A 12438-nucleotide genomic window follows, 5' to 3' on the forward strand; every position below is an offset into this window, starting at 1 on the left:
CCAAAACAATTGTCTATGGCGCAAGAGCAACATTATGACTTCTTTCAGAGCGTTGAAAGAAGTTTTGACAAAGCCGCAAAATTCACGAAATGGGAAAAGGGCATTCTGGAACAGATCAAAGCCTGTAATGCCGTGTACCGTATGAAATTCCCGGTACGCGTAGGTGACACGATCGAAGTAATAGAAGCCTACCGCGTTCAGCACTCTCACCACAAACTGCCTTGTAAAGGTGGTATCCGTTTCAGCGATGCTGTAAACCAGGACGAAGTAATGGCCCTGGCAGCATTGATGACTTACAAATGCGCTATCGTTAACGTTCCTTTCGGTGGAGCCAAAGGAGGTATTAAGATCAATCCACGTAACTATTCCCCGTTCCAGTTAGAAAACATCACCCGCCGTTACACTGCGGAACTTGTTAAGAAAAACTTCATCGGCCCGGGCGTAGACGTTCCTGCTCCGGACTATGGTACCGGCGAAAGGGAAATGAGCTGGATCCTCGATACTTACATGAGCCTCCGTCCCGGAGAGATCGACGGTTACGGTTGCGTAACAGGTAAACCGGTTTCTCAGGGTGGTGTACGTGGTCGTAAAGAAGCTACTGGTCTCGGTGTATTCTATGGTCTCCAGGAGCTGTGTAATATCAAAGAAGATATGCAGCGTCTTGGTCTGGAACCAGGTATCATCGGTAAAAAAGTAATTGTACAGGGTATGGGTAACGTGGGTTACCATGCCGCTAAATATTTTCATGAAGCAGGCGCGGTGATCGTTGGTCTGATTGAGTGGGATGGTGCACTGTACAGCGATAAAGGTATGGATCCTGATGCAGTACTGAAGCACAGAAATGAAACAGGTTCTATCGTTAATTTCCCAGGTGCTACTACATTGAAAAACAATGCAGAAGGTCTGGAAATGGATTGCGATATCCTGATCCCTGCCGCGCTGGAAAATGTCATCCATAAAGAAAATGCGCCTCGTATCAAGGCAAAGATCATCGGTGAAGCTGCAAACGGTCCTATTACACCGGAAGCTGACGAAATCCTGAACCAGAAAGGTGTGATCGTTGTGCCGGATATGTTCCTGAACGCAGGTGGTGTAACCGTTTCTTACTTTGAATGGTTAAAAAACCTTAGCCACGTACGTTATGGCCGTCTGGGCAAACGCTTCGACGAAAATATGAACATTCACATCCTGAGCGTGATCGAAGACCTTACCGGTAAATCCGTATCCGACAGAGAAAGAAAGTTCATTGCACACGGTGCTGATGAGGTAGATCTGGTGTATTCCGGTCTGGAAGAAACCATGCACGCTGCATTACATGAAGTGCGTACCATCATGATGAACCACAAAGACATCCATGATATGCGTACCGCTGCTTATGTATGCGCTATTGATAAAGTAGGTGCTGCTTACGATCAGCTGGGTATCTTCCCTTGATGTCTGCTTCACATAATTGTTTTAGAAAGGGGATACCAGCCGGTATCCCCTTTTATATGGTACTATATTCTCCCTGTTAATGCCCGATCAGGTCCACCTCAAGTCCACCTTATCTCCGCGTATACGGCATGTATACGTCCTCCATCATACTGGGATCAGGCGGAATTATCCGCCAAGAAAGGCTTGTTTTTGCAGAATTGTGAAAATAGTATTATAAATGAGCCGGTAACTGCGAAATGAACTGCCATTCCTGTTCCGCCACCATATGCTGACAACAGAAGGTATTAACCCCGTTGGTGATCACCAGGTAGGCTGCCGGCAACACCATATGATAACGGATGATCTGCTCCAGTACAGCCTGCGTCAACTGCACCTCCATTTCCTTACATTCTATGATCATCCAGGGTTGCATTGCCCTGTTATACACAACAATATCACATCTTTTTTTCAGCTCTCCCAGGTAGATTTCCTTTTCTACGCCTATCAGGGAAGCCTGGTAGCCCAGTGTTTTTACCAGGTAATTGAGAATGTTCTGCCGTACCCATTCCTCAGGGGTTAATATGACATATCGCTTCCGGAAACGGTCGAAAATGAGTGTTTTATCATTCTCCTTTACAATTTTGAAATCAGGGGTGGGAAATTCGATCGCGATCATGCCGCAAAGATATCTATAGTAGGCTATTAACGACAGGGTATTATAGTACTCATCCTATAGTTATCTTTCGTTCATCCTGGCTTAGAAAGGGAGCATTCAACGAAGGGTAACTATAGGATGAACGAGGTAACAAATATTTAACGTCCTGTTGCGTCTATTACAAAGGTATTACAGGTCCGGTGACATGGGACTTCAGAGTTTTTTCCGTATATTCGTTTGTCAAAAGGCTATGAAGACAAAAGAAGAAATTGTAGCTAACTGGCTCCCCCGCTACACCGGAGAAAAACTGGAGAATTTCGGTTCTCACATCCTGCTCACGAACTTTAGTAACTATCTTAATTATTTCGCAGAATGGCATAACACCACTATCGTAGGTGAAGGCCGGCCGATGCAATGCGCTACTGCAGATGACATTACGATCATCAATTTTGGTATGGGTAGTCCCGGTGCTGCTACTGTAATGGACTTACTCAGTGCGATTCATCCCAAAGCGGTGCTTTTCCTGGGAAAATGCGGTGGTCTGAAAAAGAAAAATAACATCGGTGACCTGATATTGCCGATCGCTGCGATCCGTGGCGAGGGTACTTCCAATGACTACTTCCCTGCAGAAGTGCCGGCCCTGCCATCATTTGCTTTGCAAAAAGTAATATCCACCACCATCCGTGAATATGGCTGCGATTACTGGACAGGTACCTGTTACAGTACGAATCGTCGTGTATGGGAGCATGATGTGGAATTCAAACGCTACCTGGAACGTATCCGTGCGATGGCCATCGATATGGAAACAGCCACTATTTTCTCTGTTGGTTTCTTTAACAAAATACCTACAGGCGCATTGCTGCTTGTATCTGATCAGCCAATGATTCCGGAAGGTGTGAAAACAGAAGATAGTGATCGCAGAGTGACGACTGAATATGTGGAAAGACATATCCGTATCGGTATCGATTCGCTGAAAAATCTGATTAATAGTCACCAGACAGTGAAACACCTGCTGTTTTAAAGCCGTCTGTTCCTCAATATGCAGCAGCCACTTTTATCCATCCGCGACCTGATGGTTTCCTTCGGCAGCACACCTGCTGTCAATGGTATTTCACTGGATATTATGCCCGGTGAGATCGTTGGTATTGTCGGAGAATCCGGTTCCGGTAAATCAGTAACAGCCCTTTCCCTGATGCGGCTGTTGCAGCATCCCGGCCGGATCAGCGGAGGTAGTCTGCAATACCATCTGTCAGGCAGTAAAATGCCGATAACAGATATCACACGTTTGTCTGAAATTGAAATGCGTTCCTGGCGTGGCAACGAGATTGCGATGATCTTCCAGGAACCGATGACATCCCTGAATCCGCTGCATACCTGCGGGCATCAGGTGATGGAAGCACTCTTACTCCATAAAAGATTGATGAACAGGGAAGCAGCGAGACTGCAAACCCTGGCCCTGTTTAAACAGGTACGCCTGCCTGATCCTGAGTTGATGATGGAACGTTATCCACATCAGCTTTCCGGCGGACAAAAACAAAGGGTCATGATTGCTATGGCCATCAGTTGTCAGCCCCGCCTGCTCATTGCTGACGAACCCACCACTGCATTAGATGTCACCGTACAGAAAACGATACTTGAACTGCTGAAAGAGCTGCAACGGCAGACGGGCATGAGTGTGATCTTTATTACGCATGACCTGGGGGTTATTGCAGAAATAGCTGACCGGGTAGCGGTGATGTATAAGGGCCGTATTGTAGAGGAAGGGAGCGTGGCACAGCTGTTCACGCATCCGCAGCATCCTTATACGAAGGGGTTGCTGGCTTGTCGTCCGCCATTAGATAAAAGGTTGTTCCGTTTGCCCGTCACCCGCGACTTTATGGAAATAGACCCGCAGGGAGAGATCGTGGAGAAGGCGCAGGAGATAAAGGCGTTTGTACATAGTCTGGAGGTCCCGCAGGAACTGATTGCCGGCAGGGAAGCCATGCTGGCACAACGGCCGCTTTTACTGGAAGTAAAAGACCTGCATACCTGGTTTCCTGCCAGGAAGAACATCTTTGGGAAAGTCCTTTCCTGGACGAAAGCCGTCAACGGCGTCAGTTTTGACGTCAGGGAAGGGGAAACTATGGGACTTGTAGGGGAGTCCGGATGTGGAAAAACTACACTGGGAAGAACCTTGTTAAGACTGGCAGAACCGACTTCCGGCAGTATTTACTATAAGGGGAAAGACATTACTACCTTATCCGCAGGAGCATTGAGGGATCTGCGGAAGGATATCCAGATTATCTTCCAGGATCCCTATTCTTCCTTGAATCCACGCATGACCATTGGTCGTGCTATTGAAGAGCCCATGAAAGTACATGGATTGTATGGTACGGAACAGGGGAGAAGGGAGCGAGTGAAGGAGCTGCTGGCAAAGGTGAACCTGTTGCCGGAGCATTATAATCGTTATCCACATGAGTTTTCCGGCGGACAAAGACAGCGTATTGTCATTGCGCGCGCATTGGCTTTGGATCCGTCTTTTATTATCTGCGACGAATCAGTAGCCGCCCTGGACGTGAGTATTCAGGCACAGGTTTTGAATCTGTTGATGCAGCTGAGGGAGGAATTCGGATTTACCAGTATATTTATTTCCCATGATCTGTCGGTGGTACGTTTTATCAGTGACAGGATGATGGTGATGAACCGGGGGCAGATTGAAGAAGCGGGACAGGCCGCTGAAGTGTATGAGCAGCCCAAAAGTGAATATACCAGACAGCTAATTAATTCTATACCGAAAAATATTTATGTGTAACTTAGTGTTCGATAATGCATAGATAATCATTTTTGATAGATTCCATAATAATCAATACTTTTGCAGCCTTAAAATTCATTCATACCGTAATATGAAACTATCACAGTTTAGATTCGATCTTCCTTTAAATCTGATTGCGCAGCACCCTTCCAAGACTAGAGATGAAGCACGTTTGATGGTGGTAAACCGTGCCACCGGTAAAATCGAGCACAAGGTGTTCCGTGATATCATCAACTACTTCAATGATAAGGATGTAATGGTGGTGAACAACACCAAGGTATTCCCTGCTCGTCTGTATGGCCGTAAGGAGAAGACTGGTGCAAAGATTGAAGTATTCCTGCTCCGTGAGCTGAACAAGCAGAACCGCTTGTGGGATGTAATCGTAGATCCTGCCCGTAAGATCAGGGTGGGTAACAAATTATACTTTGGCGATGATGAATCGCTGGTAGCAGAAGTGATTGATAACACCACATCCCGTGGCCGTACGATCCGCTTCCTGTTCGAAGGTGATGACAATGAATTTAAGCAGGTACTGGACACCCTGGGTGAAACACCGCTGCCTAAATACATCAAGCGTAAGCCTGAAGAAGAGGATAAAGAGCGTTATCAGACAGTTTACGCAAAACATGAAGGCGCCGTTGCAGCTCCGACTGCTGGTCTGCACTTCAGCCGTGAGCTGATCAAACGCCTGGAGATCAAAGGTGTTAAATTCGCAGAAGTTACCCTGCACACCGGTTTAGGCACATTCCGTCCTATCGAGGTAGAAGATCTGAGCAAACACAAGATGGATGCTGAGTACTTCAACATTGACGAGTATGCTGTGAAAGTGGTGAACAAGGCAAAAGAAGAGAACCGCAAGGTTTGTGCGATCGGTACTACCACCGTGAGAGCGGTTGAGTCTTCCGTGACTGCACAGAACCTGCTGAAAGCAGCAGAAGGATGGACAAATACCTTTATTCACCCTCCTTATGATTTCGCTATTCCGAATGCACTGGTTACTAACTTCCACCTACCTAAAACAAGCCTCCTGATCATGGTATGTGCTTTTGCAGGTTATGATCTGGTGATGGAAGCATATCAGCAGGCTATTAAGGAGAAATACCGTTTCTTCAGCTATGGTGATGCAATGCTGATCATCTGATAAGCAGAAAAAAACTATTCGAAAAGGTCCTGTTCCGTATCATGCGGGACAGGACTATTCATGTAAGGCCATATGGAACAGCGTAAAAAGATAGCGATCATTGTAGCCGGCGGATCAGGCACACGTATGGGAAGTGCCGTCCCCAAGCAATTTCTGGAACTTTCAGGTAAGCCTGTATTATGGCATACGGTGAATGCATTTGCAAGCGCATTCCCTGATATACATATTGTGCTGGTATTGCCGGAAGTGCATTTTGACTACGTGAAACCATGGCTGCATGATTTTAATACCCGCGCTGCCGTTACATTGGTGAAAGGAGGAGAGACCCGCTTTCATTCAGTAAAGAATGGCCTGAATGAAGTACAAAACCCGGCTGTTGTGTTTGTACACGACGGTGTTCGTCCGCTGATCAGCACAGCGCTGATCCGTTCCTGCTATGAAGCGGCCCTGGAAAAGGGAAGCGCTATTCCGGTGATTGATATGAAAGACAGTATCAGGCAGCTGGAAGGAGAGGGGAATAAGGCGGTGGACCGTGAGCAGTTCAAGATTATACAAACCCCGCAAACATTCCTCTCAGAGTGGCTATTGCCAGCCTTTTCATTACCTTATGATCCCTTGTTTACCGATGAGGCAACCGTTGTAGAACGGCAGGGGCACCGTGTACACCTGGTACCGGGAGAGGAGGCGAATATAAAAATAACGCGCCCGCTGGATCTGACCATTGCGAGCGCGCTATTAAAGGAAAGAAATTAAGCTGAATATATTATTGAGCGGTGTCTGGTGACAAGCTCTTTTGGATTTTCGCCAGGATCTGGTGGGCAACTTCCATTGCCTGCAGACCATCAATTGCATTCACTGGTACCGGTTTATTGTGCAGGATGCTGTCGCGGAACAGTTCCAGTTCCATGCGGATGGCATTGGTCTGCTTGATTTCCGGGTTATCGATAGCGATGGTTTTCTTACCTGAATTCGTGTCGATATCCAGTGTGAATAAACCTTCGTCTTCCGGTGTTTTCAGTTTGATGATTTCTGTTTTCTTATCCAGGAAGTCGATACCGATGTAGGCATCTTTCTGGAACAGCCTCATTTTACGCATCTTTTTCAGGGAAATACGGCTGGAGGTCAGGTTGGCCACGCATCCGTTATGAAACTCGATACGTACGTTGGCTATATCAGGCGTATCGCTCATAACGGCTACGCCGCTGGCAGATATTCTGTTGATGGTAGATTGTACGATGCTCAGCACGATGTCGATATCATGTATCATCAGGTCGAGGATCACACTGACATCAGTACCACGCGGATTGAATTCTGCGAGGCGGTGTACTTCGATGAACATTGGCTTCAGGGTATGCCCTTTCAACGCCAGGAAAGCCGGGTTGAAACGCTCCACGTGCCCTACCTGGAATTTGATATTGGCTTCTTCCACCAGTTTTACCAGTGTTTTGGCCTCATCCATGGTATTGGTCATCGGCTTTTCCACGAAAATGTGTTTTCCGTTGCGGATAGCCTGTTCACAAATTTTAAAGTGATGTGTGGTTGGTGCGATGATATCAATTGCGTCGGACGCCTGGATCAGTTCTTCCGCGGAATCGAATCGAGGAATCTGGTATTGGGCTACGCTTTCAGCGTTGGCATCGCTAGGATCGAAAAAACCAACTATTTCTACGTCTTTCATTGCGGCCCATTGGGAGAGATGTATCTTCCCCAGGTGCCCCACTCCGAAGATGCCTATCTTGAGCATGTTACTATTTGATAATAAAATAATTGCGAATGTAAGGAAAAAGAGGGTATTAAATCCAAATGTTATATAATGAACCCTTCTTCGACCATACTGCAATAGCCGGCTTCGGAAACAATGATGTGGTCGAGCACGCTGATGTCAAGCAGGCGGCCTGCCGCTTTGAGCTTTTCTGTGATCTGAATGTCGGCGGTGCTGGGACGCAGATTACCAGAGGGATGATTATGGCAGAGAATGACCTGTGTGGCACCCAGTTCCAGTGCTTCGCGGAAAATGACTTTAGGATCGACGATCGTACCGGTAATACCGCCGATGCTGATACAGCGGTGTTGCAGTACACGGGAGGCGTGATTGAGATATAGCACATGAAAGGATTCCAATGCTGCATCGCCGAGTAAAGGTTTAAAGTAGAGGGCGGCATCCCGGCCCTGCCGGATTGTTTTTTTCTGGAGCATACAGCCGGCCTGACGGCGACGGGCCAGTTCCATGACGGCGATGATTTTGGTAGCTTTTGCAGTGCCGATACCCTGGATCTTCTTTAGTTGTTCAAGTGTGAGCTTGCCCATTTCGCTGAGATTATTGGAGGCCGCACGTAGTACTTCCTGGGCCAGTGCAAGAGCTGATTTTTGTTTATAGCCATCATTCAGCAGTATGGCGAGTAACTCAGCATCGCTTAATGCACTGTTACCTTTGCTGATTAGTTTTTCTCGTGGCTGGTCGTCCTCAGGCCAGTCTTTGATGGCAATGTGAGTACTTGCCGGGTTAACTGTTCCTTCCATTTTGCTAAAAATATTAGCAAATATATCTCTTCCCACTCAGTTTTTTTATCTTCTCTCAATTTATTTTAAATTAGTCTTCTTTTTATAAGATTATTCGGGGATAAACGTGTAATTGTCTGTTAATAAGTGTGTTATCCAGTTTGAAAATAAGCGGGGCGTTTGCTGTATGGCAGATTGCCCAAAAAAATACAAAATACGTACTCCAAAAAGCATAGTTTTGCAACCTCTTTAATATTCCATGCAACCATCAGTAAAAATTTTCACAGGGAACAGTAACACAGCTCTTGCAGAGAAAATTGCAAAGCGTTACGGTAACGGTCTGGGCAAACTGACCATACAGAAATTCAGCGATGGCGAGTTCCAGCCAATCTACATGGAAAGTATCCGTGGTGATTATGTTTTCCTGATACAGAGCACCAACGCTCCATCTGACAATCTGATGGAACTGTTGATGATGATAGATGCAGCTAAAAGGGCATCTGCAGGTTACATCACTGCTGTAATTCCATATTTCGGTTTCGCGAGACAGGACAGGAAGGACAAGCCAAGGGTAGCCATTGCATCCAAGCTGGTGGCTAATCTGTTGACTTCGGCTGGTGCTAATCGTGTGATAACCATGGACTTACATGCTCCGCAGATCCAGGGTTTCTTCGATATCCCGGTAGATCACCTGGATAGTTCTGCAATATTCATCCCGTATATCGAGAATTTGAAGCTGGAAAACCTTACCTTTGCGTCCCCTGACGTAGGTAGCACTAATAGGGTAAGGGAAGTTGCGTCCTATTTCAATGCTGAAATGGTGATCTGTGACAAACACCGTAAACGTGCGAATGAGATTGCCTCCATGGTGGTGATCGGTGATGTAAAGGACAGGGATATCGTATTGATCGATGATATCTGCGACACTGCAGGTACACTGACCAAAGCGGCCAACCTGCTGAAAGAGAAAGGGGCGAGAAGTGTAAGAGCTTTCTGTACGCATCCGGTATTGAGTGGTAAAGCGTTTGACAATATCACTAATTCCGTACTGGAAGAGCTGGTGATCTGCGATACGATCCCGCTGAAACAGCAGAGTCCAAAGATCAAAGTGATCAGCGTGGCCGACCTCTTTGCAGTAGCTATCCGTAACATGCACGAAAACAGGTCTATTACAAACCTGTTCGTTCATAGCCACCGCAGGGTCTAATTAATGAGCATTATTTATAACAACATAAATGTTTAATCAATGAAAACGATAACAATCGAAGGACAACTCAGGAGCGAGTTTGGCAAAAAAGCCACCCGCCAGGCACGTTCTGAGGGCCAAGTGCCTTGTGTTATTTACGGGGGTGCAGAAACCGTAAGTTTTTCAGCTCCGGCAGTATCTTTCAAAAATCTGATCTACACTCCTGATTTTCAGTTGGCTGAAATTAAATTAGGTAGCAAAGTTTACAGATGTGTACTGAAAGACAAACAATTTGACACTGTAACAGACGAACTGTCTCACATCGACTTCCTGGAACTGGTAGAAGATAAACCAGTAGCAGTTACCCTGCCAATCAGAATTGTTGGTCAGTCAGAAGGTGTAAAAGCCGGTGGTAAACTGGTAGTTAAAATCAAAGCGCTGAAAGTAAAGGCTCTGCCTAAATATCTGCGTGAGAACATCGAAGTTAGCATCGACAACCTGGAACTGAACGGTAACATCCGTGTAGAAGACGTTGTTGCTGAAAACATCGAAATCCTGAACTCTCCACGTATTCCTATCGCGTCAGTAGTAATGACCCGTCAGTTACGTCAGGAAGAAGCAGCTGAAGGTAAAAAGAAATAATTCTTTCAGAATATTTTGCAAAAAGTCCCGTTCCGGCTCGTCCGGGATGGGACTTTTTCTATTTTTGCCCTGCATTACATGTAGCTTCGTATAAATAGAGGCTTTGTATGCTACAGACGTACAGCAATTAAAATAGTAATCCGATGAAGTACCTGATAGTAGGATTAGGGAATATAGGGACAGAATACGAACAGACGCGCCATAATATAGGCTTTGATATAGCAGATGCTTTTGTGAAAAAGCATGGAGGCACTTATAGAGAAGACCGTCTGGCAGATGTAGCCGAAGTAAAATGGAAAGGCCGCATTTTTGTGGTGATAAAGCCCACCACTTATATGAACCTGAGTGGTAAGGCGGTTAAATACTGGATGGATAAGGAGAAAGTGCCACTGGAAAATATACTGGTATTAGTAGATGATCTGGCATTACCATTGGAAGTAATTCGTCTGCGTCCGGGTGGCAGCGATGCAGGACAGAACGGGCTGAAAAGTATCCAGGAATTACTAGGCACCAATCAGTACCCACGTTTGCGCTTTGGTATCGGTAATAATTACCCGCGTGGAAGACAGGTGGAGTTTGTATTGGGTAAATGGACGAATGACGAATGGCCTGTGGTGATGGGCAAGCTGGGGAAATGTGTGGAATTGATTGAGAGTTATGCTTCCATCGGATTGCCCCGTACCATGAATATCTACAACACATTGAGCTACCCTTATGATAAATAAATTTCGAAAAACTGATATGCTCCGTTCTTTTAACCTTAAAACCAAGAAACACCTGTCATGAAAATAATTTGTGTTGGAAGAAATTATGCTGATCATGCAAAGGAACTGAAAAATGAGGTGCCAACCGAACCAGTGATTTTCATGAAGCCTAAGAATGCATTATTACAGAATAATCACCCATTTTACTATCCGGAGTTCACTGACAATCTGCATTATGAATGCGAGCTGGTACTCCGTATCAGTAAGAATGGTAAACATATACAGGAGAAATTCGCCGATAAATATTACGATCAGATAGGTATCGGAATCGACTTCACTGCCCGTGATCTGCAGGAGAAACAGAAACAGAAAGGATTACCCTGGGAGATTGCCAAGGCCTTTGACAATTCAGCCGTAGTAGGACAGTTCATGCCTATTACCCCTGAACTGGACAAAAAGGATATCAATTTCTGTCTGTATAAAAACAAGGAGATCGTACAACAGGGGAATACCAAAGACCTGCTGTTTTCCTTTGATTTCCTGGTGTCTTACATTTCCAGGTATTTCACCCTGAATATCGGTGATCTGGTATTCACCGGTACACCGGCAGGCGTTGGTCCGGTAGAAATAGGCGATTCACTGGAAGCATTCATTGAGAATGACAGTATGCTGGAGTTTATGATTAAATAGGCTCTTTTTTAGATATTCAGGCGCTTAACGCAATTACTGTCCGCAGTTTGTGTTAAGCGCTTTTTTGTGCCTTTTAATGCACAATAAAGCGCATAGATTCCCCTGCCGCAGCAATGCGGCAAAGCAAAAACCGGTTACCCTAAAAAAAACAGATGAGAAAAGCGCTAAGCTGGCAGATCGTTTACAAATAATCAGCCGCTTCGGGGGCGGCGTCTCATAGTCAGGAACGAGTGGTAAGCGTCAATGATCAGGGAATGTTTTGATAGATAGCGTCCAGTATCCTGGTCAATTCAGTATAATCATGTTCTGTTAATCCGGACCATCCTGTTTTACGCATGTCTAATACCAGCGGACGAACATCCTTATATTTCTCAGTGCCTTTGTTGGTCAGCTGTAAATACACTTTCCTGCGATCCTGCGGAGATCCCTCTCTGACTACCAGTTCTTTTTTCACCAGCAGTTCAATGATACGGGATACCGTCGTAATATCTTTTGAGGTCAGTTTGGCAAGCTCATTGTGCGTGATCTTCTTATGCTTGTACAGGTTTTCAATCAGAAGCCACTGGTCAACGGTAATATCTTTTTTATTGGCGTCAAAGGTTTTCTGCCAGTAATTACGTATCCGTTTGAGGGTGGCATCCAGCTTAAAAAAAGACGGATTGCTTACAAAAGTATCAGTCATATTCGTTAATTTGCAGTAGCAATAGTTGTATTAGC

Annotated in this window: 13 protein-coding genes; 9 read left to right on the plus strand and 4 right to left on the minus strand. The window is 45.7% G+C overall.

The genetic code is table 11. From position 1 onward, the window contains the following. The first annotated feature begins 15 nt into the window (after window positions 1–15). Window positions 16–1434, plus strand: coding sequence for a Glu/Leu/Phe/Val family dehydrogenase (locus CPIN_RS07660; protein ID WP_012789198.1), 1419 nt, complete (start codon window positions 16–18; stop codon window positions 1432–1434). 211 nt (window positions 1435–1645) lie between these two features. On the opposite strand, the gene CPIN_RS07665 is transcribed toward CPIN_RS07660, so the two are convergent. Beyond that, window positions 1646–2089 carry a type I restriction enzyme HsdR N-terminal domain-containing protein gene (locus CPIN_RS07665; protein ID WP_012789199.1) on the minus strand — a complete coding sequence of 148 codons (444 nt, stop codon included), beginning with the start codon at window positions 2087–2089 and terminating at the stop codon, window positions 1646–1648. A gap of 229 nt (window positions 2090–2318) precedes the next feature. On the opposite strand from CPIN_RS07665, the gene CPIN_RS07670 reads away from it, so the two are divergent. The 4 genes from CPIN_RS07670 (at window position 2319) to CPIN_RS07685 (ending at window position 6753) form a co-directional block, all read left to right on the plus strand. Continuing rightward, window positions 2319–3089: an AMP nucleosidase gene (locus tag CPIN_RS07670; RefSeq protein WP_012789200.1), complete on the plus strand. Its 771-nt coding sequence runs from the start codon at window positions 2319–2321 to the stop codon at window positions 3087–3089. 18 nt (window positions 3090–3107) lie between these two features. Further along, window positions 3108–4859, plus strand: coding sequence for an ABC transporter ATP-binding protein (locus CPIN_RS07675; RefSeq protein WP_012789201.1), 1752 nt, complete (start codon window positions 3108–3110; stop codon window positions 4857–4859). Between the two features lie 91 nt (window positions 4860–4950). Continuing rightward, window positions 4951–6000, plus strand: a complete 1050-nt coding sequence (queA, locus tag CPIN_RS07680) for a tRNA preQ1(34) S-adenosylmethionine ribosyltransferase-isomerase QueA (RefSeq protein ID WP_012789202.1) — start codon at window positions 4951–4953, stop codon at window positions 5998–6000. A gap of 72 nt (window positions 6001–6072) precedes the next feature. After that, window positions 6073–6753, plus strand: coding sequence for a 2-C-methyl-D-erythritol 4-phosphate cytidylyltransferase (locus CPIN_RS07685; RefSeq protein WP_012789203.1), 681 nt, complete (start codon window positions 6073–6075; stop codon window positions 6751–6753). A 10-nt stretch (window positions 6754–6763) separates the two neighbouring features. Here the strand turns inward: CPIN_RS07685 and CPIN_RS07690 are convergent, their stop codons facing one another. After that, entirely contained in the window at window positions 6764–7744 is a 981-nt protein-coding gene (locus tag CPIN_RS07690) for a Gfo/Idh/MocA family protein (protein WP_012789204.1), read from the minus strand. A 62-nt stretch (window positions 7745–7806) separates the two neighbouring features. Continuing rightward, a complete protein-coding gene (radC, locus tag CPIN_RS07695) occupies window positions 7807–8520 on the minus strand; it encodes a RadC family protein (protein WP_012789205.1) in 714 nt (237 codons plus the stop codon). 238 nt (window positions 8521–8758) lie between these two features. Here radC and CPIN_RS07700 point away from each other — a divergent pair, with 238 nt between their 5' ends. The 4 genes from CPIN_RS07700 (at window position 8759) to CPIN_RS07715 (ending at window position 11721) form a co-directional block, all read left to right on the plus strand. After that, window positions 8759–9706 carry a ribose-phosphate pyrophosphokinase gene (locus CPIN_RS07700; protein WP_012789206.1) on the plus strand — a complete coding sequence of 316 codons (948 nt, stop codon included), beginning with the start codon at window positions 8759–8761 and terminating at the stop codon, window positions 9704–9706. Between the two features lie 39 nt (window positions 9707–9745). Then, on the plus strand, window positions 9746–10327 hold the full coding sequence (locus CPIN_RS07705; protein ID WP_012789207.1) for a 50S ribosomal protein L25: 582 nt from the start codon (window positions 9746–9748) through the stop codon (window positions 10325–10327). 143 nt (window positions 10328–10470) lie between these two features. Next, window positions 10471–11052 carry an aminoacyl-tRNA hydrolase gene (pth, locus tag CPIN_RS07710; protein ID WP_012789208.1) on the plus strand — a complete coding sequence of 194 codons (582 nt, stop codon included), beginning with the start codon at window positions 10471–10473 and terminating at the stop codon, window positions 11050–11052. Window positions 11053–11109: 57 nt separating this feature from the next. Further along, the gene (locus tag CPIN_RS07715; protein ID WP_012789209.1) at window positions 11110–11721 is read left to right on the plus strand and encodes a fumarylacetoacetate hydrolase family protein; all 612 of its coding nucleotides are present in this window, start codon (window positions 11110–11112) and stop codon (window positions 11719–11721) included. Between the two features lie 247 nt (window positions 11722–11968). On the opposite strand, the gene CPIN_RS07720 is transcribed toward CPIN_RS07715, so the two are convergent. After that, window positions 11969–12403, minus strand: coding sequence for a MarR family winged helix-turn-helix transcriptional regulator (locus CPIN_RS07720; RefSeq protein WP_012789210.1), 435 nt, complete (start codon window positions 12401–12403; stop codon window positions 11969–11971). Window positions 12404–12438: the final 35 nt, after the last annotated feature.

The organism is Chitinophaga pinensis DSM 2588 (assembly GCF_000024005.1).
Lineage (GTDB): Bacteria > Bacteroidota > Bacteroidia > Chitinophagales > Chitinophagaceae > Chitinophaga > Chitinophaga pinensis.

Excerpts from the sequence above, each read along its gene's own strand:
- queA (WP_012789202.1), top strand. The coding sequence starts at position 4,951 with ATGAAACTATCACAGTTTAGATTCGATCTTCCTTTAAATCTGATTGCG.
- CPIN_RS07690 (WP_012789204.1), bottom strand. The coding sequence starts at position 7,744 with ATGCTCAAGATAGGCATCTTCGGAGTGGGGCACCTGGGGAAGATACAT.
- CPIN_RS07705 (WP_012789207.1), top strand. The coding sequence starts at position 9,746 with ATGAAAACGATAACAATCGAAGGACAACTCAGGAGCGAGTTTGGCAAA.
- pth (WP_012789208.1), top strand. The coding sequence starts at position 10,471 with ATGAAGTACCTGATAGTAGGATTAGGGAATATAGGGACAGAATACGAA.
- CPIN_RS07715 (WP_012789209.1), top strand. The coding sequence starts at position 11,110 with ATGAAAATAATTTGTGTTGGAAGAAATTATGCTGATCATGCAAAGGAA.
- CPIN_RS07670 (WP_012789200.1), top strand. The coding sequence starts at position 2,319 with ATGAAGACAAAAGAAGAAATTGTAGCTAACTGGCTCCCCCGCTACACC.
- CPIN_RS07675 (WP_012789201.1), top strand. The coding sequence starts at position 3,108 with ATGCAGCAGCCACTTTTATCCATCCGCGACCTGATGGTTTCCTTCGGC.
- CPIN_RS07685 (WP_012789203.1), top strand. The coding sequence starts at position 6,073 with ATGGAACAGCGTAAAAAGATAGCGATCATTGTAGCCGGCGGATCAGGC.
- CPIN_RS07700 (WP_012789206.1), top strand. The coding sequence starts at position 8,759 with ATGCAACCATCAGTAAAAATTTTCACAGGGAACAGTAACACAGCTCTT.
- CPIN_RS07665 (WP_012789199.1), bottom strand. The coding sequence starts at position 2,089 with ATGATCGCGATCGAATTTCCCACCCCTGATTTCAAAATTGTAAAGGAG.
- CPIN_RS07720 (WP_012789210.1), bottom strand. The coding sequence starts at position 12,403 with ATGACTGATACTTTTGTAAGCAATCCGTCTTTTTTTAAGCTGGATGCC.
- radC (WP_012789205.1), bottom strand. The coding sequence starts at position 8,520 with ATGGAAGGAACAGTTAACCCGGCAAGTACTCACATTGCCATCAAAGAC.
- CPIN_RS07660 (WP_012789198.1), top strand. The coding sequence starts at position 16 with ATGGCGCAAGAGCAACATTATGACTTCTTTCAGAGCGTTGAAAGAAGT.